The 21,298-nt window shown below is 70.0% G+C and carries 22 protein-coding genes; 9 read left to right on the top strand and 13 right to left on the bottom strand.

Annotation, left to right across the window (positions count from 1 at the left end; translation table 11 throughout):
* The first annotated feature begins 18 nt into the window (after nucleotides 1–18).
* Both LB823_RS19645 and LB823_RS19640 read left to right on the top strand, forming a co-directional pair.
* Nucleotides 19–636 carry an LON peptidase substrate-binding domain-containing protein gene (locus tag LB823_RS19645; protein ID WP_224650400.1) on the top strand — a complete coding sequence of 206 codons (618 nt, stop codon included), beginning with the start codon at nucleotides 19–21 and terminating at the stop codon, nucleotides 634–636.
* A 155-nt stretch (nucleotides 637–791) separates the two neighbouring features.
* The gene (locus LB823_RS19640; protein ID WP_224650398.1) at nucleotides 792–1,163 is read left to right on the top strand and encodes a nitroreductase family deazaflavin-dependent oxidoreductase; all 372 of its coding nucleotides are present in this window, start codon (nucleotides 792–794) and stop codon (nucleotides 1,161–1,163) included.
* A gap of 7 nt (nucleotides 1,164–1,170) precedes the next feature.
* Here LB823_RS19640 and LB823_RS19635 read toward each other — a convergent pair whose 3' ends face one another.
* Nucleotides 1,171–1,779 carry a TetR/AcrR family transcriptional regulator gene (locus LB823_RS19635; protein WP_224650396.1) on the bottom strand — a complete coding sequence of 203 codons (609 nt, stop codon included), beginning with the start codon at nucleotides 1,777–1,779 and terminating at the stop codon, nucleotides 1,171–1,173.
* A 70-nt stretch (nucleotides 1,780–1,849) separates the two neighbouring features.
* On the opposite strand from LB823_RS19635, the gene LB823_RS19630 reads away from it, so the two are divergent.
* Nucleotides 1,850–2,302 (top strand): PaaI family thioesterase, encoded by a 453-nt coding sequence (locus tag LB823_RS19630; RefSeq protein WP_224650394.1) that lies wholly within the window; start codon nucleotides 1,850–1,852, stop codon nucleotides 2,300–2,302.
* A gap of 123 nt (nucleotides 2,303–2,425) precedes the next feature.
* A complete protein-coding gene (locus LB823_RS19625) occupies nucleotides 2,426–2,800 on the top strand; it encodes a hypothetical protein (protein WP_224650392.1) in 375 nt (124 codons plus the stop codon).
* On the opposite strand, the gene LB823_RS19620 is transcribed toward LB823_RS19625, so the two are convergent.
* On the bottom strand, nucleotides 2,785–3,399 hold the full coding sequence (locus tag LB823_RS19620; protein ID WP_224650390.1) for a TetR/AcrR family transcriptional regulator: 615 nt from the start codon (nucleotides 3,397–3,399) through the stop codon (nucleotides 2,785–2,787). The two genes, LB823_RS19625 and LB823_RS19620, sit on opposite strands and share 16 nt — an antisense overlap.
* 101 nt (nucleotides 3,400–3,500) lie before the next feature.
* Here LB823_RS19620 and LB823_RS19615 point away from each other — a divergent pair, with 101 nt between their 5' ends.
* Nucleotides 3,501–3,986: an SRPBCC family protein gene (locus LB823_RS19615; protein ID WP_224650388.1), complete on the top strand. Its 486-nt coding sequence runs from the start codon at nucleotides 3,501–3,503 to the stop codon at nucleotides 3,984–3,986.
* Between the two features lie 30 nt (nucleotides 3,987–4,016).
* Here the strand turns inward: LB823_RS19615 and LB823_RS19610 are convergent, their stop codons facing one another.
* On the bottom strand, nucleotides 4,017–4,562 hold the full coding sequence (locus LB823_RS19610; RefSeq protein WP_224650386.1) for a TetR/AcrR family transcriptional regulator: 546 nt from the start codon (nucleotides 4,560–4,562) through the stop codon (nucleotides 4,017–4,019).
* 84 nt (nucleotides 4,563–4,646) lie between these two features.
* On the opposite strand from LB823_RS19610, the gene LB823_RS19605 reads away from it, so the two are divergent.
* Nucleotides 4,647–7,136 (top strand): molybdopterin-dependent oxidoreductase, encoded by a 2,490-nt coding sequence (locus tag LB823_RS19605; protein ID WP_224650384.1) that lies wholly within the window; start codon nucleotides 4,647–4,649, stop codon nucleotides 7,134–7,136.
* Nucleotides 7,133–7,558: a CBS domain-containing protein gene (locus LB823_RS19600; RefSeq protein WP_224650382.1), complete on the top strand. Its 426-nt coding sequence runs from the start codon at nucleotides 7,133–7,135 to the stop codon at nucleotides 7,556–7,558. Before LB823_RS19605 ends, LB823_RS19600 begins: the two co-directional genes overlap by 4 nt.
* Nucleotide 7,559: 1 nt before the next feature.
* Here LB823_RS19600 and LB823_RS19595 read toward each other — a convergent pair whose 3' ends face one another.
* The 6 genes from LB823_RS19595 to LB823_RS19570 all read right to left on the bottom strand — a co-directional run bounded on the left by LB823_RS19595 (nucleotide 7,560) and on the right by LB823_RS19570 (nucleotide 14,990).
* The gene (locus tag LB823_RS19595) at nucleotides 7,560–8,609 is read right to left on the bottom strand and encodes an aromatic ring-hydroxylating dioxygenase subunit alpha (protein WP_224650379.1); all 1,050 of its coding nucleotides are present in this window, start codon (nucleotides 8,607–8,609) and stop codon (nucleotides 7,560–7,562) included.
* Complete coding sequence (locus LB823_RS19590; RefSeq protein ID WP_224650377.1) at nucleotides 8,606–11,026, bottom strand: cytochrome P450/oxidoreductase; 2,421 nt, start codon at nucleotides 11,024–11,026, stop codon at nucleotides 8,606–8,608. The genes LB823_RS19595 and LB823_RS19590 overlap by 4 nt, the downstream gene beginning before the upstream one ends.
* Nucleotides 11,027–11,183: 157 nt before the next feature.
* Nucleotides 11,184–13,364, bottom strand: coding sequence for a class 1b ribonucleoside-diphosphate reductase subunit alpha (gene nrdE, locus LB823_RS19585; RefSeq protein ID WP_224650375.1), 2,181 nt, complete (start codon nucleotides 13,362–13,364; stop codon nucleotides 11,184–11,186).
* Nucleotides 13,361–13,819 (bottom strand): class Ib ribonucleoside-diphosphate reductase assembly flavoprotein NrdI, encoded by a 459-nt coding sequence (gene nrdI / locus LB823_RS19580; RefSeq protein ID WP_224650373.1) that lies wholly within the window; start codon nucleotides 13,817–13,819, stop codon nucleotides 13,361–13,363. Before nrdI ends, nrdE begins: the two co-directional genes overlap by 4 nt.
* Before the next feature lie 2 nt (nucleotides 13,820–13,821).
* Nucleotides 13,822–14,070 (bottom strand): glutaredoxin-like protein NrdH, encoded by a 249-nt coding sequence (gene nrdH / locus LB823_RS19575; protein ID WP_224650371.1) that lies wholly within the window; start codon nucleotides 14,068–14,070, stop codon nucleotides 13,822–13,824.
* A 386-nt stretch (nucleotides 14,071–14,456) separates the two neighbouring features.
* Nucleotides 14,457–14,990: an NADPH-dependent FMN reductase gene (locus LB823_RS19570; protein WP_224650369.1), complete on the bottom strand. Its 534-nt coding sequence runs from the start codon at nucleotides 14,988–14,990 to the stop codon at nucleotides 14,457–14,459.
* A gap of 128 nt (nucleotides 14,991–15,118) precedes the next feature.
* On the opposite strand from LB823_RS19570, the gene LB823_RS19565 reads away from it, so the two are divergent.
* The gene (locus LB823_RS19565; RefSeq protein WP_224650367.1) at nucleotides 15,119–15,715 is read left to right on the top strand and encodes a TetR/AcrR family transcriptional regulator; all 597 of its coding nucleotides are present in this window, start codon (nucleotides 15,119–15,121) and stop codon (nucleotides 15,713–15,715) included.
* Here the strand turns inward: LB823_RS19565 and LB823_RS19560 are convergent.
* From LB823_RS19560 to LB823_RS19545, 4 genes are all read right to left on the bottom strand, one after another.
* Nucleotides 15,698–16,591 carry an SDR family oxidoreductase gene (locus LB823_RS19560; protein ID WP_224650364.1) on the bottom strand — a complete coding sequence of 298 codons (894 nt, stop codon included), beginning with the start codon at nucleotides 16,589–16,591 and terminating at the stop codon, nucleotides 15,698–15,700. The genes LB823_RS19565 and LB823_RS19560 overlap by 18 nt on opposite strands.
* An 84-nt stretch (nucleotides 16,592–16,675) precedes the next feature.
* Nucleotides 16,676–18,010 carry an N-acetylmuramoyl-L-alanine amidase gene (locus LB823_RS19555; protein ID WP_224650362.1) on the bottom strand — a complete coding sequence of 445 codons (1,335 nt, stop codon included), beginning with the start codon at nucleotides 18,008–18,010 and terminating at the stop codon, nucleotides 16,676–16,678.
* A gap of 219 nt (nucleotides 18,011–18,229) precedes the next feature.
* The gene (locus LB823_RS19550) at nucleotides 18,230–19,309 is read right to left on the bottom strand and encodes a GTP-binding protein (RefSeq protein ID WP_224650360.1); all 1,080 of its coding nucleotides are present in this window, start codon (nucleotides 19,307–19,309) and stop codon (nucleotides 18,230–18,232) included.
* On the bottom strand, nucleotides 19,306–20,142 hold the full coding sequence (locus tag LB823_RS19545; protein ID WP_224650358.1) for a rhodanese-related sulfurtransferase: 837 nt from the start codon (nucleotides 20,140–20,142) through the stop codon (nucleotides 19,306–19,308). The genes LB823_RS19550 and LB823_RS19545 overlap by 4 nt, the downstream gene beginning before the upstream one ends.
* A gap of 87 nt (nucleotides 20,143–20,229) precedes the next feature.
* Here LB823_RS19545 and LB823_RS19540 point away from each other — a divergent pair, with 87 nt between their 5' ends.
* A complete protein-coding gene (locus LB823_RS19540) occupies nucleotides 20,230–21,258 on the top strand; it encodes an ABC transporter substrate-binding protein (RefSeq protein WP_224650356.1) in 1,029 nt (342 codons plus the stop codon).
* The last annotated feature ends 40 nt before the right edge of the window (nucleotides 21,259–21,298 follow it).

Raw genomic sequence — 21,298 nt, 5'->3', positions numbered from 1 at the left:
GCAGTGCATGCTGTAGCGGTGACCGAACTGCCGATGTTCCCGCTCGGCGCCGTGCTCCTGCCCGGCGAGGAGCTGCCGCTGCGCGTCTTCGAGCCGCGGTACCGACGCATGATCGAGCAGTGCCTCGCGACCGACGGCCGGTTCGGGGTGGTCCTCATCGAGCGCGGCAGCGAGGTGGGCGGCGGCGACGTGCGCACCGACGTCGGCACCGTGGCGCTCATCGACCGGTACGTGCGCCGCCCCGGCGGCGAGTTCACCCTGATCTGTCAGGGCACGGACCGCGTCCGCGTCACCCGCTGGCTGCCCGACGATCCCTACCCCCTCGCCGAGGCGGAGGCCTGGCCGGACGAGGTCCAGCCCGCCGTCGACCTGATCCCACTGCTCGGCAAACGCAGCGAGATCGAGAGGCTCGCAGCGCGACTCGCCCGCAGCGAGGGAGGCCGTCCGCGCGCATGGCCGAAGCTGAAGCTCCCGGAGAACCCGGTGGAGCGCAGCTACTACCTCGCCCGAGCGCTGCCGCTGGCCGACGCCGACCGGCACCGGGCGCTCGCCGCTCCCGGTCCCGCCGACCGGGTGCGCGTGCTCACCGAGGCCCTGGACGACGTGATCGCGACCCTGCGGTTCCGCCTTCAGTAGCGGCCGCGCTAGGTAGACCGTATGGTCTACCTAGCGGGACGACACCGATCGAGAGGGCCGCCATGCCACGACGTCCAGATCCGAGTGCGCAGCAACGTGCGATCCGGAAATTCCAACGCGAGAGGCTGATCGGTCGATACGTCGCGAATCCGATCGTGAGCGGGCTGCAGCGCCTCGGCGTGCGCACCTCGCTCGCGACCACCTTGGAGACCACCGGTCGGAAGAGCGGCGAGCCCCGAGCAGTGCCGGTCGCGGCGACGTTCGACGACGAGGGCGCCTGGATCGTGAGCCAACACGGCCGCCGGTCCGGCTGGGCGCTCAACGTCAGCGCCGATCCCGAGGTCCGGATCCTGGAGGGCGAGATCTGGCGCGCCGGCACGGCGGAGTTCCGCCCGGAGGACGACACCCACGCTCGGATGCGGACGTTCGCACCCAGCGCGACGCTCGAGGGAATCACCACGTCCGCGTTCCGGGCACTCGCCTCCGATCCGATCAGCGTGCGCATCACGTTCGTCGACGCGCCCTGATATCCGCCTAGCGGTCGCCGTACATCGCGAGCAGCGACGCCTCGACATCGTCGAGCGGCTGCGTCGATCGCGTCGCGCTGCTCACGATGACCGCGCCCTCGATGGCGGCGATGATGGTGGTCGCGGCCTGACGCGCCGCCTTCGCCCCTCCGCCGCACTCCTCGAACCGGTTCGCCAGCAGCGCGATCCAAGTCTCGAACGCCTCACCGGCCGCATCCGCCGCTGGCGCGGAATCCGCCCTTCCCAGCGCTGCGGCGACGATCGGACACCCCGACCGGAACCCGGACGAGACCAGGACCTGCCGCCATGCAGCCCCGACCTGCTCGAGCATGTCGGTGCGACCGGTCGACTTCGCGATCGCCGCCTCGATCAGTCCGGCGATGTAGCCGCCCGCCGCCCGCGTCGCGGTATCCACCAGTTCCGACTTCCCGCCGGGGAAGTTGACGTAGACGGTGCGTCGCGATCGACCGCTGCCCTCGATGATGTCGGCGATGCCCGTGCCGGCCACGCCCTGCTCACGCATCAGAGCGATGGTGGTGCGTATCAGGTCATCCCTGGAAGTCATCTCTCCGCCTGTCGGGTTCGGGGGCGCCGCGCCGCCGTGCGCGGCACCCATCGTCCCGCGAGTATACCGATCGGTATACTCGCGGGTGCCGTAAGCGCATCATCCGATCGAAGGAGCGAACATGTCGACCACGAGCGAGATCCCCAGCGGCCTGGAGCTGCTGCGTGCCGCCGCCGCGATGCCTGTGACTGAGCACGGCATCGGCGGCCTGCTGGGGATGCGCATCGACGAGGTGAACGAGGGCGAGGTCACCTTCAGCCTCAACACCCGCACCGACTTCGCGAACCCGCTCGGCAGCGTGCACGGAGGGATCTGCGCCACCCTGCTGGACTCGGTGATGGGTTGCGCCGTGCACACCACACTCGGCCCCGGCGTGGGCTACGGAACCCTGGAACTGAAGGTGAATTACGTGCGGACGGTGCCCACCGACGGCGTCCGCCTCACCGCGACCGGTCGGGTGATTCACGCCGGCCGTCAGGTCGCGACCGCGGAGGGCCGGGTCGAGGACGAGCGTGGCAGGCTCGTCGCGCACGGCACCACCACCTGCCTGATCTACCCCGCGATCACGCCGTAGCCCGGATCGCCTCCGGCTCGGGAACAAGGGCCGGTCGGGCCCGGCGGATCTGCGGAGCCGTAGGGCTGCGCCTCCGATGTGCACCAGAATGAGTCCCATGCACCTCGACGGAATCGACTGCTGATGCATATCGAGGACGTCCGTGCCGCGAGCCCGGAGTGGTACCGGACCGGCTTCCGATACTTCCCCTACGCCGCGCGGCACGACGATGCCTGGTGGGTCCTACGGGTCAATCACGGCTTCCCCGAACACGATCTGCTCACCCTGTTCGTCGGCGGCGCCGCCGTCGTCGACGTGACCCCCGGCAGCAGTTCCTCCCCGTTCCACACGAGCCTCTCTCGGCTGCAACCGCTCGGCGGTGGCCGTGAGCCGCTGCTGGAGCAGGCCGTCGCCCGCACGGCGATCGAACCGATCGCCGCGTTCGCCGACTTCGGCAGCGAGGACGGCGACACCTGCGACTTCTGCTTCAACGACAAGGACGGCTACGCCCCGATGTGAGAGCCGCCCATGTCGTTGACGATCGCGGTCGCCAGGGCGCGCGCCCGGTCGAGTTCCGCATCGTCGCCGAAGAGTTCGCGACGGGTGTTCGCCGCGGCGAGGTAGGCGTCGACGCGGAAGGCGTCCGTCGCGGGGTCCGGCGACCCCGCCGCGGCCAGCTCCCGCTCGAGGAGATCGAGCCACTCCCGCTTGAGTTCCCGCACTGCGTCGGCGACCGGCCCCACCCGGTGCCCGTACTCAGCGGAGGTGGTGGTCACGAAACATCCGCCGGGGAACGTGCCTGCGCGGAGGTAGGCGACCCAGGCGTCGAGGAGCGCACGGAGGCGGTCCGCGCCGGGCGAGGCCGCCAGCGCCGGCCGGATCACCACGTCGACGTACACGCGCCGCGCCTCCGCGACCGCCGCGATCTGGATCGCCTCGCGCGTGGGGAAGACGGTGAGGATGCCGCTCTTGCTCACCCCCGTCGACGAGGCGAGGCCGCCGACGGTGATGCCGTCCAGCCCGTCCACCGTCGCGACGTCGGCCGCGGTCCGCGCGACCAGCCGCCGGGTGGCGTCGCCGCGTGCGCGCCGGCCGTCGGCGGCCGCCGGTTTCGTCATGCGTTCACTGTAGCCACGCGGACCCGCCTGGACGGGGTGCCGCCCGGGGCGTACCGTCGAGCCATGTTTACGACCGATCGGTCGTGCATGAACGGAGGACCATGCCCGACAACGCGTTCACGCCGCTCCTCGAGCGCAGCATCGCCATCGCCGCCCCGCCCGCCGTGGTCTGGGAGGCGGTCGGCGACGTGCGCCGCATGCCCGAGTGGAGCCCGCAGGTGACGTCCGTGCGACTACGGGCACCCGAGGACGACATCCGTCTCGGCACCCGGTTCACCAACCTCAACCGCCTGGGCGACCTGGAATGGGTCACGCACGGCGAGATCGTAAGGCACGAACCCGCGCAGGAGATCGCCTTCCGCATCGCGGAGAACTACACGATCTGGTCGTTCACACTCACGGCCGACGGCGCCGACACCCGGCTCACGCAGCGCCGTGAGACCCCGGACGGGATCTCGCGGTTCTCCCTCGACCTCACCGAGAACCACCTCGGCGGACAGAAGGCGTTCACCGCACTGCTGGAGGAGGGCATGGAGCGGACCCTCGCCGGCATCCGCGCGTCGACCGAGGCGGTCGCCCGGCGCTGACCGCACCGACCCGGCGAGCCCGGGCCCGGGTCACACCGGGGAGGCGGCCGCGACCAGTGCCTCCAGGTACCCGACGACCTGATCCAAGGGCTCGACGGATCGCTCCACCCGGCAGAGGATGATCGCCCCCTCGATCGAGGCGATCGCCATCGTCGCGAGGCTCTCGGCCGCCGGCGGCTCGAAGCCGTCGGCCACCATCCCCGCGGCCAGGACCTCGCGCCAACGCCGCATCGTGTGCGCGACCACCGGACGGAGGTGCTCCTCGTCGGACGAACCGCCCACGGCGACGGACACGACGGGACAGCCCGCAGCGAAGTCCGAGCCGCGCAGGACGGCGACCCAGAAGGCCGAGAACCGGTGCAGCGCCGCGACGGCACCGTCGCCCGACGCGCCCTCGACGAGCGCGGTGATCGACTCCCCCGCGAAATCGAGCGCGTCCGCGACGAGTTCGGCGCGGCCACCCGGGAAGTGGTGGTAGACGGAACCGCGGGGGGCACCGCTGCGGGCGAGCACGGCGTCGATCGTCACCCCGGCGGCGCCCCGCTCCCGCATCAGATCGACAGCGCTGAGCAGCATCCGACGTCGCGTGTCCCGCCGTGGTGCCACGGTGCACCCCTCTCCACCCTTGCTATGAATTATGGCCTAGTCCATACTAGGCCCATGAACCCCGAGGCGCCCACCACCGACTGGCAGAAGTCCGCGTGCATCCTCTGCGAGTGCAACTGCGGCCTGGAGATCCAGGTGCAGGACGGGCGGCTGGCCAAGATCCGCGGCGACAAGGAGCATGCGACCTCGCACGGCTACACCTGCGAGAAGCCCCTCCGCCTGGACCTCTATCAGAACGGCCGCGACCGGCTGACCTCGCCGCTGCGCCGCCGGCCGGACGGGACCTACGAGGAGATCGACTGGGACACCGCCGTCCGCGAGATCGCCGCGCGGCTCACCGCCGTGAAGGAGACGCACGGCGGCGAGCGGATCCTCTACTACTCCGGCGCCGGCCAGGGGAACCACCTGCCCGCCGCCTACGGCCAGTCGTTCCGGGCTGCGCTCGGCATGCGCTACTACTCCAACGCGCTCGCGCAGGAGAAGACGGGCGAGGGCTGGGTCGACGAGCAGCTGTACGGCACGCACACCAAGGGCGACTTCGAGCACGCCGAGGTCGTGCTGTTCCTGGGCAAGAACCCCTGGCAGACCCACTCGTTCCCGCGGGCCCGGCCCGTCCTCAAGGAGATCGCGAAGGATCCCGCGCGGTCGATGATCGTGCTCGACCCCCGCAGGAGCGAGACCGCCGCGATGGCGGACTTCCACCTGCAGGTGGTGCCGGGAACCGATGCCTGGTGCGTCGGCGCCATGCTCGCGGTCCTCGTCGAGGAGGACCTGATCGACCACGCGTTCGTCGACGAGCACACCGACGGGATGGACGACGTGCTGGCCGTCCTGCGGCGGATCCCCATCGACCAGTACGCGGCCACCTGCGGCGTCGACGAGGAACTCATCCGCGCGGCGACCCGCCGCTTCGCGACCGCGGCGAGCGCGACGACGTACGAGGACCTCGGCGTTCAGCAGGCGCCGAACAGCACGCTCGTCTCGTACCTGAACAAGCTGCTGTGGATCCTCACCGGCAACTTCGGGCGCCCCGGCACGATGTTCCTGCACTCGTGGTTCTCCTCCCCCGTCGCCGCCCCCGGGGGCGACCCCCGGCGCGCGCGTCGGGCACCGTCGAGCGTGGCGACGAAGGCGGCGCGCCGGACGATCGCGAAGGGCGTCGCCCTCGGCGCCAGCGGGCTCTCGCGCGCCGTGCCCGCGGCCGCCGGGACGCCGCTTCCCCACGCGCTCATCGATTCCGCCGCGCACGCGCTGCTCACCCGGATGGCACCGATGATGAGCGCGGGGCTCGCCGCCGAGCAGCAGCCGAAGACCGAGCGGACGACACCCGTCACGGGCGCGCGGATCATCGGCGGACTCATGCCGTGCAATTCGATCGCCGACGAGATCCTCACCGACCATCCGGATCGCCTCCGCGCCATGTGGATCGACAGCTCGAACCCCGCCCACTCACTACCGGAGTCGCGGCGCTTCATCGAGGCGATGCAGGCGTGCGAGCTGACGGTCGTCGTCGACGTCGCGATGACCGAGACCGCACGCCAGGCCGACTACGTGCTGCCCGCCTCGAGCCAGTTCGAGAAGTGGGAGTGCACCTTCTTCACCATGGAGTTCCCGCACAACGCGTTTCAGCTGCGCGCGCCGCTCCTCGATCCGCGGCCGGGAACCCTGCCGGAGCCGGAGATCTACGCCCGCCTGCTCCGCGAGCTCGGCGCCGTCGACACCGGGCTCCTGGACCGGCTCCGCACCGCGCTCACGGCCGGCACCGACGCGTTCGCGCTCGCGTTCTTCTCCGCCGCTGCCGCGGACCCGTCGCTGCTCCGCCTCGTCGGGTACGTGCTGTACGAGACGCTGGGCCCCACCCTGCCCGACGGTGCGCGCAGCGCCGCGATCCTCTGGGGCGCGGCCCACCTGTGTGCCCTGTCCCGTCCGGATTCCGTCGCCCGCGCGGGCTTCACCGGCTCGGGCATGCGTCCGGGCCAGCAGCTCTTCGACGCGATCCTCCGCGAGCGCTCCGGCGTCACCTTCTCCGTCGATGAGTGGGAGAACGCCTGGGACTACGTGCTGCGGAAGGACAATCGATTCACCGTCGCCATCCCCGAGCTGCTGGCGAAGGCCGACGAGCTCCGCGAGGCGCCGTCGTCGTGGACCACCGACGAATTCCCGTTCGTCCTGATGGCCGGCGAGCGGCGGGCCTTCACCGCCAACACGATCATCCGCGACCCGGCGTGGCGACGCCGGGACGCCGGTGGTGCCCTGCGGATCAGCGCGGAGGACGCGGACCGTCTCGGCCTGGAGCCGGAGTCGCGGGTGCGGATCACCACCGAGGCGGGCTCGCTGGAGTCCTCGATCGAGATCAGCGACATGATGCGCGCCGGACACGTCTCGCTGCCCAACGGTCTCGGCCTCGACTACCCCGACGCGGATGGACTCGCGCGTCCCGGCATCGCCCCGAACGAGCTCACGAGCGCGAAGTACCGCGACTGGTTCGCCGGGACCCCGTGGCACAAGTACGTTCCCGCCCGCATCGAGCCGGTCGCGCCATGACGCCGCCGACGGTGACCGTCGCCGACGTGATGCTGCGGCGCCCGACCGTGCACCCGGCCGACATCACCGTCGGCGCCGCGCGCACGGCGTTCGAGACGAGCCCCAAGCTCCACCTGCTCCTACTGATCCGCGACGGCGCGCTCGTCGGAACGCTCGACCGCGACGACCTGACCGGAAGCGCGGACGACGCGGCCCCCGCGCTCGCGGTGGCATCCCTCACGGAGCGCACCACCCCGCCGGTAGCGCCGGCCGACCGGCTCCGCTCCCACATGATCACCACCGGGATCCGCCGGCTCGCCGTCGTCGACGACGACCTGCGCCTGCTGGGGCTGCTGTGCCTCAAGGCCAGCAGGACCGGGTTCTGCACCGACGACGGTGTCGACGGGATGCGCCGGGCACGCCGCGACTCCGACGGCGACTGAGCTAGATCCCCCGCTCGTCCTCCACCATCGTCGTCAGGATCCGCCGTGCGCGCACGGCGGCCCGGTCCGCCTTGACGTTGACGTAGCGCCGTGGGACCGGGTCCTCATCGAGGCACCGCTGCATGGTCTCGAGGACGGCGACGTCCCGGTCGGCCATCGCGTGGAAGACCTGGATCAACTGCTCGCCGATGTCGGGCGAGACCGCGGCGCCCCGCCACGAGATCTGCAGGAAGACGTGGGTGACTCCGGACGACCGGGGGGTGAAACCGTGCGTCCGTACGAGTTCCAGCTCCGGACCGGTCGCGCCGACGATGGTGTACGTCTGCTTGTGCAGGCCCGGCGTCACGAACGTGCCCGTCTCCGTCCGACCGAACGACTCGGACGCGGTGGCGTCGTCCAGGCCCGTGACCGCGGCTTCCCACGGAGCCAGCGGCGCCTCGGGCAGTTCTCGCCTGTACGAGACCGACACCTCGGAGACCTCGACGTCCTCCAGCGGCGGCAGCGCCTCGATGCCGGGCGGCATCATCTCCGGGTGCATCGCGACGACGTTGGAGAGGTCGAGGTAGTGCTCGTGCAGCAATTGCAGGTTGGCAGCCACCTCGCGCCGGTCTCCGACGCTCGTCCATCCGTCACCGTGCAACCACGGTGTCGCCGGCGGCGGCCGCAACCGTTCGCCGCCCGGCGTCCCCGCCCAGATCCAGACGAAAGGCCCGCGCTCGACGACCGGGAAGGCCCGCACGCGCACGGACGAGGGCGGGTTGTCCTGCGACGGCACGCTCACCCAACGTCCGGTCGCGTCGTAGGTGCAGCCGTGGTAGCCGCACACGACGAAGTCACCCTCGCGGCGTCCCGCCGACAACGGGTAGGGCCGATGCGCGCAGCGATCCTCCAGCGCGGCGATCGCACCGTCGGACAGACGGAAGAGCACGACCGGTGTGTCGAGGACGCGCCGCGCGGTGAATCCGTATCCGACCTCAGCAGCGGTGGCGACGACGTACCAGCAGTCCCGCGGGTAATCGACGACGGGACGGTTCCGAGCGGTGTCGTTCATACGTCCAGCACCAGCTTCTTCGACAGGGAGCGGGAGACGCAGAGCATGATCGTCTCGCCTCGTTCCTTCTCCGCCTTGGACAGGATCGAGTCACGGTGCTCGGGCGTCCCCTCGAGCACGTCGGCCTCGCAGGTGCCGCAGATGCCTTCCATGCAGGACCCGAGGACGTCGACGCCGGCCTTCTCGACCGCGTCGAAGATCGTGGTGCCCTCCGGAACGGTCACGCTCACCCCCGAGCGCGAGCACACGACCTCGAACGAGTCGAGCGCGTCCTCGGACGCCGCGACCTCCTTGGCCGCGAAGCGCTCGATGTGCAGGCTGCCGTCGGGCCACGGCGCGCACGCCTCCTCCACGGCGTCGAGGAAAGCGCCGGGGCCGCAACAGTAGACCACCGTGTCCGGCGTGGGCGTTCCGAGCGTCGCCGCCAGGTCGATCCGACCGTTCTCGCTGCTCGGCCAGATCGTGACCCGATCGGTGTCCTCGAATCGGTCCAGGAACGCCATCGACTCGCGGGAGCGGCCGCAGTAGAGCAGGCTCCAGTTCGCCCCGCGTGCCCGAGCGGCCTCGATCATCGGGAGGATCGGAGTGATCCCGATCCCGCCCGCGACGAATCGGTAGTTCGCGGAGGCGACCAAGGGGAAATGATTGCGCGGTCCACGCACGCGGACGGTCGCGCCCTCCGTCAGCTTCTCGTGGACGTACGCCGAGCCCCCTCGGCCGTCCGGGTCGCGCAGGACGCCGATCCTCCACGACGACTCGTCCGAGGCGCTGCCGCACAGCGAGTACTGCCGCGTCAGCGACGGCTCCAGAAGAAGGTCGATGTGGGCCCCGGCGGTCCACGACGGAAGCGGTGCACCCGCCGGGTCGCGGAGGGTGAGCTCGACGACCCCGTCTGCCACCTCGCGCCGGCCCGCCACCTGAACGTCGACCTCCGTCTCCGTGGTGGTGGTCGCTTCGCGGGAGCGGCGAATCGGTGGACGAGCGGGGGCCCGTACCGCGGCGGGCTGCAGCGTCCGTTGGTCGCGGGGGCGTGGCTTCTCGCCGATCGGCGTCAACGTGACCATCATCTTCGTGTAGCCCCGGACGAAGTTCGACTGGAGGTATTCCGGCTCCTCCACCACTTCGATGTCCTCGAACCGCGCGAGCAACTCCTCCCAGAGGATCCGCAACTGCAGTTCGGCCACGCGACTGCCCATGCAGCGGTGCACGCCGATGCCGAACGAGAGGTGGTGGCGGGCGTTGTGCCGGTCGATGACGAAGTCGTCCGGATTCTCGAAGGTGCGCTCGTCCCGGTTCGCAGAGGCGTACCACATGACGACCTTGTCGCCCTTGCGGATGAACTGACCGCCCAGGACGGTGTCCTTCGTGGCGACGCGCCGCATGTAGGCCAGCGGCGTCTGCCAGCGGATGTTCTCGTGGACGAACTTCGGGATCAGGCTGTGATCGGCTTTGAGACGATCGAACTGGTCCGGGAACAGGTTCAGTGCGTACACGCCGCCCGACATCGAGTTGCGGGTGGTGTCGTTGCCGCCCACGACGAGCAGGATGAGATTGCCGAGGAATTCCATCGGCCTGTTGATCAGGTCCTTGGTGTCCTCGGACATCTGCATCAGGGTGATCAGGTCGTATCCCGGCTTCTCGCCCGCCTTGAGGCGCGCCGCCTTGTCGTGCCAGAGGGCGCTGAAGCTCTTCGCCATCTCGGCAGCGCCCTGGTACATCTCGTCCATGTCGACGTCGCCGCCGGTGGCCGCGGCGCTCGCGCCTGCCAACTCGGTCCAGTGGACGAGCTTGCGCCGATCCTCGTAGGGGAAGTCGAGCAGGGTCGCGAGCATGCGGGACGTCAACTCGACGCTGACCCTGTCCACCCAGTCGAACGGTTCGCCGACCGGCAGGTCGTCGAGGACCTCCTGGACGCGCGAGCGGATCAGGCCCTGCATCTCCTCGAGATTCTGCGGTGCCACGACTCCCTGTACCGCTGCGCGCTGCTCGTCGTGGCGCGGCGGATCCATCGCGATGAACATCTCGATGTCCAGCCCGTCCGGCGGTACGCCGATGACGATCTGCGGCTCGGCCGAGTAGGTCTCGAAGTCCCGGTCCACCGCGACGATGTCGTCGTACCGCGTGACCGACCAGTACGGCCCGAATTCGCTCGACGCCCGGAAGTGCACCGGCGCCTCGTTGCGCAGGCGCTCGAAGTAGGGGCGCCACTGGCCCTGCCGCCACATGAACGGGTTGCTCATGTCGATCTCGGTCAGCGACACCGCGTCGACGTCGGGGATCTCCTCCTCGACGAACTCCGGCTGCCGGTCACCCAGAGCCAGCGTCTTCGCCTTCTGGAAGAGGTGCAGGCCCTGGACCTGCCGTTCCATCGGGATGGTCGCCTGGGCCTTGTTGATGACCCGATCGAGAAAGCTCATGGTCCAACCGCCTTGCGGACGAGGATGTGTGGACTCATCCAAACTAGGCCGCCCACCGCCTCGCGCGGCCGAGTTTGCTCGTTTCGATCGACCAGTGAGAACAAGAACGCCGGCCAGGGGATGTTCCCCCTGGCCGGCGACTTGAGTTACGACACCCCTAGAGCATGCAGCTGACGCAGCCTTCGACCTCGGTGCCCTCGAGCGCCATCTGGCGCAGGCGGATGTAGTACAGGGTCTTGATGCCCTTGCGCCACGCGTAGATCTGCGCGCGGTTCACGTCGCGCGTGCTCGCGGTGTCCTTGAAGAACAGCGTCAGCGACAGGCCCTGATCCACGTGCTGCGTGGCGGCCGCATAGGTGTCGATGATCTTCTCGTAGCCGATCTCGTACGCGTCCTGGTAGTACTCCAGGTTGTCGTTGTCCATGAACGGCGCCGGGTAGTACACGCGGCCGATCTTGCCCTCCTTGCGGATCTCGACCTTCGCCGCGACGGGGTGGATCGAGCTCGTGGAGTGGTTGATGTAGCTGATCGAGCCGGTGGGCGGCACCGCCTGCAGGTTCTGGTTGTACAGGCCGTGCTTCTGGACGTCGGCCTTGAGCTCGCGCCAGTCGTCCTGCGTGGGGACGTGGATCTCGGCGTCGGCGAAGAGCCCGGCGACCTTGTCGGTGGCCGGCTTCCACTCCTGCTCGGTGTACTTGTCGAAGAACTCGCCCGAGGCGTACTTGCTGTTCTCGAAGCCGCCGAAGGACTGGCCGCGCTCGCGCGCGATGTGGTTCGACGCGCGGATCGCGTGGAAGAGCACCGTGTAGAAGTAGAGGTTCGTGAAGTCCACGCCCTCGTCGGAGCCGTAGAAGACCCGCTCGCGCGCCAGGTAGCCGTGCAGGTTCATCTGCCCGAGGCCGATCGCGTGGGAGAGGTTGTTGCCCTTCTCGATCGACGGCACGGAGCTGATGTCGGTCTGGTCCGAGACGGCGGTGAGGCCACGGATCGCGGTCTCGATGGTGGCGCCGAAGTCGGGGCTGTCCATGGTCTTCGCGATGTTCAGCGAGCCCAGGTTGCAGGAGATGTCCTTGCCGATCTCGGCGTAGGACAGGTCGTCGTTGTAGGTCGACGGGGTGGAGACCTGCAGGATCTCGCTGCACAGGTTGGAGTGCGTGATCTTGCCGGCGATCGGGTTCGCGCGGTTCACGGTGTCCTCGTACATGATGTACGGGTAGCCCGACTCGAACTGCAGCTCGGCGAGGGTCTGGAAGAACTCGCGGGCGTTGATCTTGGTCTTGCGGATCCGCGAGTCGTCGACCATCTCGTGGTACTTCTCCGAGACGTTGACGTCCGCGAAGGGCACGCCGTAGACGCGCTCCACGTCGTACGGGGAGAACAGGTACATGTCGTCGTTGTTCTTGGCGAGCTCGAAGGTGATGTCCGGGATCACCACGCCCAGCGACAGGGTCTTGATGCGGATCTTCTCGTCCGCGTTCTCCCGCTTGGTGTCGAGGAAGCGGTAGATGTCCGGGTGGTGCGCGTGCAGGTACACGGCGCCCGCGCCCTGCCGGGCGCCGAGCTGGTTGGCGTAGCTGAACGAGTCCTCGAGCAGCTTCATGATCGGGATGACGCCCGAGCTCTGGTTCTCGATCTTCTTGATCGGCGCGCCGTGCTCACGGATGTTGCTGAGCAGCAGCGCGACTCCGCCGCCGCGCTTGGACAGCTGCAGCGCGGAGTTGATCGAGCGGCCGATCGACTCCATGTTGTCCTCGATGCGGAGCAGGAAGCAGGAGACGGGCTCGCCGCGCTGCTTCTTGCCCGAGTTGAGGAAGGTGGGGGTGGCGGGCTGGAAGCGGCCGGCGATGATCTCGTCCACCAGGTTCACGGCGAGCTTCTCGTCACCGTCGGCGAGGGTGAGCGCGACCATGCAGACGCGGTCCTCGAAGCGCTCCAGGTAGCGCTTGCCGTCGAAGGTCTTCAGCGTGTAGCTGGTGTAGTACTTGAACGCGCCCAGGAAGGTGGGGAACCGGAACTTCTTGGCGTAGGCCGCGTCGAACAGGCCCTTGACGAAGGAGCGGCTGTACTTGTCCAGCACCTCGGGCTCGTAGTAGTTCTCCTCGACGAGGTAGTCGAGCTTCTCGTCCAGGTTGTGGAAGAAGACCGTGTTCTGGTTGACGTGCTGCAGGAAGTACTGCCGCGCGGCCTCCCGGTCCTTCTCGAACTGGATGCGCCCGTCCTTGTCGTACAGGTTGAGCATCGCGTTCAGGGCATGGAAGTCCAGCTCGCTGTGGCCGGGGCCGCCGTGGACGCCGGACTGGCTCGCGGAGGGGACGAGGTCTTCCTGAGTTGCGGTCATGAGCGCGCGCTTTCCTTTTCGAGGGTGGAGACGGTTCCGGCGAAGAATTCGGTGAGCCCGCTGTGGACGCGATCCACGTCGTCAGTGGTGCCCATGAGCTCGAAGCGGTAGAGGTACGGGATCCGGCACTTGCGCGAGATCACATCCCCTGCGAAGCAGAACTCTTCGCCGAAGTTGGTGTTCCCCGCCGCGATCACTCCACGGATCAGGGAACGGTTGTGTTGGTCGTTGAGGAACCGGATCACCTGCTTGGGGACGTATCCCCCGCCAGACAGAGCGGTGGCCTGCTTCCCCCCGCCGTACGTCGGGGTGATCAGGACGAAGGGCTCGTCGACGGTGAGCGGATCGGACGCCCGCGTCACCGGGATGCGCAGGGCGCGCATGCCCAGCTTCTCGACGAATCGGTGCGTGTTCTCCGACACCGACGAGAAGTAGACGACGAGCGGCGCAGCCATCGCTACGCCGTGGCGGCGACGGCGGCGAGCGCCTTGACCCGGTCCGGGCGGAAGCCCGACCAGTGCGCATCGCCGGCGACGACGACGGGGGCCTGCAGGTAGCCGAGCGCCATGACGTAGTCACGGGCGTCCGAGTCCTCGGTGATGTCCACCACGCGGTACTCGAGGCCGGCCTTGTCGAGCGCCTTGTACGTGGCGTTGCACTGCACGCAGGCGGGCTTGGTGTAGACGGTGATCTCGACCTGGCTCATGGACGGCTCCCCTTCGCTGGACGGTCCCGGAGACTGCTCGGAACCCGATTATCGACCTACGGACTGACAAGTTTTCTCGCCACGTTTACCTGCGTGAACTCAGTCGGCCAGCGGACCCCTCAGCGACGTCCTCATGCCTCCCGGACGACCTTTCGGCGCGTCCGCTCTCGCAGTGGACTGAACACTACACCTAGTGGTGGCCCCGAGGAAGCGACACAACCACTTGCGAACAACATTCGTGAAATTACCAGCTCGCAAGACGGTCTTTCGGGCGTTTTTCATCGTGAATCCCCAGGACACGCCGAGGATCGACGACACGCCGATCCGACACGCCCGACACCGTCGGAACACCGCTCGCGACGGCCTACCGGACGCGCGGGACCGCCCTACCGGACGGGCGCGACGAGGCGCTCGAGGAGGTCGCCCGCACGCTGCGCGACGGCGTCGTGCTCGCGGACCGACTTGCCCTCGAGGCCGGAGATGGGGAACTCCTCGACGAGCCCCTCCGGGACCTCGCCACCGGCGATGGTGACGGCCCGCTCGGCGTCGGCCAGGGTGGTGTCCAGACGGTGCCCCACACCGGCCAGGGCGACCCGCTTGCCCGAGAGCGCGCTGGCGCCGTAGGGCCGCGAGCCCCAGTCGATGACGTTCTTGAGCACGGCGCTGACGGTGCCGTTGTTGGGCGGGGCGAGCAGCAGGAGGGCGTCGGCGGCGGCGATCCGGTCGCGCAGGGCCGCGGCGGTGGCCGGCGCGCCCTCGCCGTCGATGTCCTCGTTGTAGAAGGGCACGTCCGCGATCCCCTCGGCGATCTCGACGCGCACCCCCTCGGGGGCGTTCGCGACGGCGACCTCGGCCAGCTCGCGGTTGAGTGAGCTGCTGCGCAGCGATCCGACGACGGCGAGCACGGTGATGTCCGACATGATCCTCAGTTCTCCTGACGTTCCGAGCGACCCCGTCGGGCCGCATCCGCACAAGTTAACGGACTTCGGTCCGGATTTCTTCCCCGGGATCATGGTGAGTCGAAAACCCGCACGGTAGGCTCCATCCGATGACCGGACCACTCCTGCCCCTCGCGCAGCCGCAGACCGAGCCGCGCCGTGACGCGGCCCGCAACCGCGAGCTGCTCATCGACGCGGCGCAGCGGCTCTTCGCCGAGCACGGCGTCGACGCGGTGAGCATGGACGCCGTCGCGCAGGCGGCCGGCGTGGGCAAGGGCACCGTCTTCCGGCGCTTCGGCTCGCGCGCCGGGCTGCTGCAGTCGCTCCTCGACCACGACGAGACCGAGCTGCAGCACCGCTTCATGTTCGGCCCGCCGCCGCTGGGCCCGGGCGGCGATCCGGTGCACCGGCTCACCGAGTACGGCAAGGCCCGGATGCAGCTCATCGCGCGCCACGGCGACCTGCTGCGGGGCGCCGAGCAGGCCGCCCGCGACCCGTACGACGCCCCGCCGTGGCGGGTGTCGACGATGACGGTGCGCGCGATGCTCGTCGAGGCGGGGCGCACGGCGCAGGCCGACGTGTGGGCGGCGGCGCTGATGGCCACGCTCAGCCCGGCATGGGTGCTCCACCAGCTCGCCTCGGGCGTCACTCAGGACGAGCTCGAGGCAGTCTGGACGGAGCACGTGCGCCTAGTGGCCGCGCTCTGAGATCTTCGCCAGGTAGGCGAACCGGTCGTTGGCCACCCGCATCGCGATCTCGTAGGGCAGCGCGAACTTCCGCTTCCAGAAGTAGCCGAAGCGGGTGTCGAGCGAGGTGTACACGATGAAGCGGTTGTGGAGCACCCCGTCGACGATCGCCTGCGCCGCCTTCTCGGCGGTGACCTTCGGGAAGGCGTCGATGCCCTTGTTGACCTTCGGGTTGGTGCGGTCGACTCCGTTGATCTCGACGGTCTTCACCAGGCCGGTCTCCACGGCGCCGGGCACCACCACGGAGACGCCGATGCCGTGCCGGCGCAGGTCGTAGCGGAGCACCTCGGAGACGCCGACGAGGCCGAACTTCGCGGCCGAGTACGCGGCGTGCCAGGGCAGTGCGATGAGGCCGGCCGTGGACGATACGTTGACCAGCTGGCCGCCGCGCTTCGCCGCGATCATCGGCGGGATGAAGGTCTCGATCACGTGGATCGGCCCCATGAGGTTCACGTCCACGGTCTTGCGCCACTGCTCGTGGGTGAGGTTCTCGACGGTGCCCCAGACGGCGATACCGGCGACGTTCATCACGATGTCGAGGGCGCCGGCGGCCGCGTGCACCTCGTCGGCGAACGCGCGGACCGCGTCGTAGTCGGAGACGTCGAACGCCCTGGACGCGATGACCTTCGCGCCCAGGGCGGTGACGTGGCGGGTGACGGCGTCGAGCTGTTCGGCGTTGATGTCGGTCAACACCAGCTCGGCGCCGTGCGCCGCGAGGAGATTCGCGGTAGCGCGGCCGATCCCGCTGGCCGCGCCGGTGACAAGGACCTTCTTCCCCTTCAGGTCCTTGATCGGCGGGGCCATGTGGACGAGCCGGACGATATTGCGGAGTGCCATATCAGCCAGCTTGCCAGATCGGGCCGCGCTACCGCTTCCCGCCGGGGCGTGACGTCCCCGGCGGAAGTCGGTGCGGTGTGACGCCTACTTCGGCAGGATCGCGCCGGCGCTCAGGATCGCCTTGAGGATCTCCTGCGCGGCGGCCGGTCCCTGCGCGGACTGCAGGGAGTTGAAGGCCTGCGGGCTGGAGATCAGCGTGTTGACGAGCTGCGTCCCCTGCGAGCTGGTGAGGAACTCTGCGGCCTTGGGCCCCATCTCGAAGAGGGAGTTCACGCCCAGCGGCTGGGCCTGCCCGGGGATCGTCACCGTCGGGAGCTGCGGCAGCGCCACCTGCCCCAGGCCGGGGATGGTCACCGAGGTGCCCTGTGGCGCGGTCGCCGCCGGAGCGGTCGCCTGCGGTGCGGTGGCGGCCGACGGGGTCGCACCGCCCTGCAGCATCGGCACGCCCGAGACGATCGGGGAGGTCCCCGTCCCGGTGCTGGGCGTCACGGGAGCCGCAGCGGCGGGCGCGCCCGGCACGGCGGGAACGATCGGCGTCTGCGCCGGGGCGGTCGGCACCGTCGCCGCCGGAGCGGTGGCGGCCGGAGCGGTCGCGGCGGGAGCCGTCGCCGCGGGCGCGGCCGGAGCTGCGGGGGTCACCGGCACGACCGGGTCGACCTGCGGTGCGACGGGCTGGGCCACGACGGGCTGCTCGACGACGCCGCCGGGCTTGACCTTGCCGGTCAGCTGCTGGATCACGCCGTTGGTGAGCACGGAGGCGTACTGGGTCTGGCCCTCACGCGAGGTGAGCAGCGCCGCATCGTCGGCGTTGGCCAGGTTCCCGAGGTTCGCGTAGACGAGCGGGATGTTGACCAGCGAGGCGAGGGCGTTGGTGGTCTTCGCGATGCCGTCCTGGCCGCCGAAGTACTGCGCAGGCACGAAGCCGCCGGCGCGGGTGGCGTCGCGGAGCACCGTGGTCGCGGGGTCGCTGACGGCCTGCTGGGCCGTCACCTTGGGGTCGGTGGCGCCCGGGGCGGCCGTCTCCAGCACGAATCCGCGCTGGGCCGCATCCTGGACCGCGCTGTTGATACTGACGGCGAGGTCGGCGCCGGACTTGTTCGCGGCGGTGGCGCGCTGGTCGACGCAACCGCCGAAGCCGGCGTCGTCCGCGCGGGAGAGGATGACCTTGGCGCCCTGGGTCTTGAGCGCCGCCTCGACCATCTTGGCCACGGCGAAGTTGACGGAGTGGTCGGCGGTGCCGTTGGAGGCGATCGCCACCGGATTGACGCACGGCACCTGGCCGCCGCGACCGTCGGCGACCTTGCGGGCCTGCTCGACGGCCGACGCGACGGACGAGCCGGCGTCGAGGAACACGGTCTTGCCGTTCAGCGGCTTCGCCGGTGCGGCGGGGGCGGGGTCGGCGGATGCGAAGCCGGGCACGCCGAAAAGCGCGACGGCCGCAGTCGCAAGCGAACCTGCGAGGACACGGGTCTTCTTCATGGGTAGCTGGGCGCCGGGGAAGTGGCGCCGCTCTCCTTCCAAGTCTCTTGTGCAACTTTCGTCACATCAGTCACACGAGAAACAGTCAACCATCAATTGAGACTTTAGGAAAACCCCGACCTTGATCGTTACCGGATCGTTACCAAAGAACGACGTCGATCAGTCCTCGAGGATCGCCGAATCAGCTTGCGCCGCAGCGGAGTACCGCAGCAGGGAAAGCACTGCCCGCGGGTCGGCGGGGGCGTCCGGGTCCGCCAAGCATCCCTCGACCCGGGAGCGGATCGCCTCCTCGTCGAGCCCGATACCGAGCAGGACGAGCACCGACGCCGCCCCGCCCCGCCGGCCGCGCTCCGGGGCCGTCCGCACGTGCCGGCCGACGGCGTGCACCTCGAGCCGGGTGCCGTCCGCGGCGGTGACGAAGCCCTTCGTCCGGAAGACGCCCCGCGGCGGATCGGCGAGCAGCGCGGCGGTCGCCCGGGCGTCCAGCCGCCCGGTCTCGACGGTGACGGCGGCGTAGTCGTCGTGCAGGTGCCGGTGCGATTCGCCGTGCTCGTGATCGTGACGGTGGTCGTGCTCACGCAGCGCCTCGTCGAGAGTCAGCTGGCGCGGGGAGTCCCGCCGCTGCGCGGCGCGACGGGCGAGGACCTCCGCGTCGATGAGCAGTTCCACCGGCACCACCGCGTCGACCGTCCCCACCACCGGGGCGGACGGCGCGTGCTCGCGCACCAGCGCCCGCGCGGCGTCCGGGTCGGCGGCGAGGTCGATCTTGTTGAGCACCACCAGGTCGGCGAGCGCCAGGTGGTGGCGCAGCGAGGGGTGCCGCTCCATCGTGCCGGCGAGGTGCGCGGCGTCCGCGACGTACACGAGCCCGCCGTAGTCGATCCGCGGATCCTCCGCGAGCACCACGCGCCGCACCATCGCCGCGGGCTCGGCGAGCCCGGACGCCTCAACCACCACGAGGTCGAGGTCGCGCGCGGCCAGCGAGGAGAGCACGTCCTCGAGCTCGTCGTCGTCGACGGTGCAGCACACGCACCCATTGCTCAGGGAGACGGTCCGCACCGATCCACCGCCGGACGCGCCCGAGACGAGCATCGCGTCGATGTTGACCGCGCCGAAGTCGTTGACCACGACGCCGATCCGGGCGTCCCCCGCGCCGGACAGCAGGTGGTTGAGCAGCGTCGACTTGCCCGCGCCCAGGTAGCCGGCCACCACGACGACGGGGACGGGACCGCCGCTCACGGCGCGCAGTCCTCGCACAGCACCGCCAGCTCCCGGTCCTGCGGCGGCGCGAGGTTCGCGACGTTCGAGGTCGGCGCGCCGCACTCGGTGCAGCGACCGATCCGCTTCGCCCGGTCGGAGAAGTCGATGCTCATGCGCCGGTCGAAGACGTACATCGAGCCCTCCCAGAGCCCGCGGTCGCCGAACCGCTCGCCGTAGCGCGCGATGCCGCCGTCGAGCTGGTAGACCTCGCCGAACCCCCGATTACGCATCACGGCGCTGAGCACCTCGCAGCGCACGCCGCCGGTGCAGTACGTGATGACCGGGCGGCCCTTGAGGTGGTCGTACTCCCCCGCGTCGAGCAGGGTCACGAAGTCGCGGGTCGTCGTGGCCGGCGTCACGACGGCGCCGGCGAACCGGCCGATCTCGGCCTCGATGGCGTTGCGGCCGTCGAAGAAGACGGCGTCGGGCTTCTCGGCGAGGAGTGCGTGCACCTCGTCGGGCGTCAGGTGCACGCCCCCGCCGCGGACGCCGTCCGCGTCGACCTCCACCTCGTCGGGGACGCCGAAGGTGACGATCTCGTCGCGCACCTTGACGGAGAGCTTGGGGAAGTCCTCGGCGGAGCCCTCGGACCACTTCACGTCGGCGCCCTTGAAGGCCGGGTACTCGCGGACGGCGCGAACGTACCGCTTCACCGCGCGGATCTCGCCGCCCACGGTGACGTTGATCCCGTGGCGGGAGACGATGATCCGGCCGCGGAGACCGTTCGCCTCACACAGCGCCCGCTGCCACAGCCGGATCGCCTCCGGGTCGGCCAGCGGGGCGAACACGTAGAACAGCACGACCTTGCCCATGACGCCCACCATTCTATCCGGGCCGCCTTGCGCTCAGCCTGCGTCCAAGGGTTCCGACGGCGCCCCCGCTCCCCTTCAATGGCCCCCATGCCTTTTCGCCTCCCCCGCCGCGCCGCGGCGCTCGCCACCGCCCTCGTCGCGGTGCTCGGCGTCTCCGCGTGCGCGTCGTCGACGGGGCCCGCGTACGACCCGTCCGCGCCGATCGCCGACCAGGTCCCGGCCGGCACCGTCATCACCGTCGCCGATCAGCAGTCCATCCTCAAGACGATGCTGACCGCGTCCGGGGAGGCCGCGAAGCTGGGGTTCGGCGTGAAGTTCGCGGACTTCGCCGGCGGGCCCGCGATCCTCGAGTCCTTCCGCGCCGACGCGACGCAGGTCGCGATCGTCGCCGACGTGCCGCCGATCCACGCCCGGATCGCGCGGTTCCCCAGCCCGATCATCAAGGCCTGGCAGCTCGACCGCGGCGGCGTCTCCACCGTCGCGCGCCCCGGTGTGCAACTGCGCACCGCTGCCGACCTGCGCGGACGCAAGATCGGCTATGCCGAGGGCACCGCCCACCAGGCGATGGTCCTGCGGCTGCTGCGCTCGGCGGGCCTCTCCAAGCACGACGTCCAGCTGGTTCCGCTGCAGCTCACCGAGGTGGGCGAGGCCCTGGGCGCCGGCCAGATCGACATCGCCCCGCTGATGGAGCCGATCAGCACCAAGTACCGGCTCGCCCACCCGGACGCGCAGGTGCTGCCGGACCAGCTCAACCAGGCCGCGCAGTCCGGCCTGATGTTCCTCTACTCACCGCAGGCCGCGCTGGCCGATCCCGCCCGGGCCGCGGCCCTGAAGCGACTCTCGGCGGCGGTCGACCGCGCCCGCGCGTGGGTGGACGCAGACAAGGACCGCTGGATCCAGACCTACTACGCGGGGGCGCTGAAGATCCCCGCCGCCGTCGGCCGCATCGCCTACGAGGGCCAGGGCAGCTGGCGCTCCGTGCCGCTCGACCGCGCCCTCGTCGCGCGCCAGCAGAGCACCATCGACGTCCTCGCCGACTTCGGCGAGATCCCCGGCGGCCGCGTCTCCGCCGACGGTTCCGTCGACTTCCGGTTCGACACCCACCCCGCAACGTAAGGGCCCTCCCGTGACCTCTCCCCCGACCGGCCGCCGGGGA

Source organism: Tsukamurella sp. M9C (genome assembly GCF_020169415.1).
Lineage (GTDB): Bacteria > Actinomycetota > Actinomycetes > Mycobacteriales > Mycobacteriaceae > Tsukamurella.
The sequence above is the reverse complement of the archived record's forward strand: the minus strand, read 5'-3'. Positions and strand labels throughout refer to the sequence as shown.

What these genes read in the sequence shown, in the direction of transcription:
- LB823_RS19630 (WP_224650394.1), top strand. Translation starts at nt 1,850, where the DNA reads ATGTCGACCACGAGCGAGATCCCCAGCGGCCTGGAGCTGCTGCGTGCC.
- LB823_RS19565 (WP_224650367.1), top strand. Translation starts at nt 15,119, where the DNA reads ATGACCGGACCACTCCTGCCCCTCGCGCAGCCGCAGACCGAGCCGCGC.
- LB823_RS19595 (WP_224650379.1), bottom strand. Translation starts at nt 8,609, where the DNA reads ATGAACGACACCGCTCGGAACCGTCCCGTCGTCGATTACCCGCGGGAC.
- LB823_RS19545 (WP_224650358.1), bottom strand. Translation starts at nt 20,142, where the DNA reads ATGGGCAAGGTCGTGCTGTTCTACGTGTTCGCCCCGCTGGCCGACCCG.
- LB823_RS19625 (WP_224650392.1), top strand. Translation starts at nt 2,426, where the DNA reads ATGCATATCGAGGACGTCCGTGCCGCGAGCCCGGAGTGGTACCGGACC.
- LB823_RS19560 (WP_224650364.1), bottom strand. Translation starts at nt 16,591, where the DNA reads ATGGCACTCCGCAATATCGTCCGGCTCGTCCACATGGCCCCGCCGATC.
- nrdI (WP_224650373.1), bottom strand. Translation starts at nt 13,819, where the DNA reads ATGGCTGCGCCGCTCGTCGTCTACTTCTCGTCGGTGTCGGAGAACACG.
- LB823_RS19610 (WP_224650386.1), bottom strand. Translation starts at nt 4,562, where the DNA reads ATGCTGCTCAGCGCTGTCGATCTGATGCGGGAGCGGGGCGCCGCCGGG.
- LB823_RS19615 (WP_224650388.1), top strand. Translation starts at nt 3,501, where the DNA reads ATGCCCGACAACGCGTTCACGCCGCTCCTCGAGCGCAGCATCGCCATC.
- LB823_RS19570 (WP_224650369.1), bottom strand. Translation starts at nt 14,990, where the DNA reads ATGTCGGACATCACCGTGCTCGCCGTCGTCGGATCGCTGCGCAGCAGC.
- nrdH (WP_224650371.1), bottom strand. Translation starts at nt 14,070, where the DNA reads ATGAGCCAGGTCGAGATCACCGTCTACACCAAGCCCGCCTGCGTGCAG.
- LB823_RS19605 (WP_224650384.1), top strand. Translation starts at nt 4,647, where the DNA reads ATGAACCCCGAGGCGCCCACCACCGACTGGCAGAAGTCCGCGTGCATC.
- LB823_RS19620 (WP_224650390.1), bottom strand. Translation starts at nt 3,399, where the DNA reads ATGACGAAACCGGCGGCCGCCGACGGCCGGCGCGCACGCGGCGACGCC.
- LB823_RS19590 (WP_224650377.1), bottom strand. Translation starts at nt 11,026, where the DNA reads ATGAGCTTTCTCGATCGGGTCATCAACAAGGCCCAGGCGACCATCCCG.
- LB823_RS19540 (WP_224650356.1), top strand. Translation starts at nt 20,230, where the DNA reads ATGCCTTTTCGCCTCCCCCGCCGCGCCGCGGCGCTCGCCACCGCCCTC.
- LB823_RS19600 (WP_224650382.1), top strand. Translation starts at nt 7,133, where the DNA reads ATGACGCCGCCGACGGTGACCGTCGCCGACGTGATGCTGCGGCGCCCG.
- LB823_RS19635 (WP_224650396.1), bottom strand. Translation starts at nt 1,779, where the DNA reads ATGGGTGCCGCGCACGGCGGCGCGGCGCCCCCGAACCCGACAGGCGGA.
- nrdE (WP_224650375.1), bottom strand. Translation starts at nt 13,364, where the DNA reads ATGACCGCAACTCAGGAAGACCTCGTCCCCTCCGCGAGCCAGTCCGGC.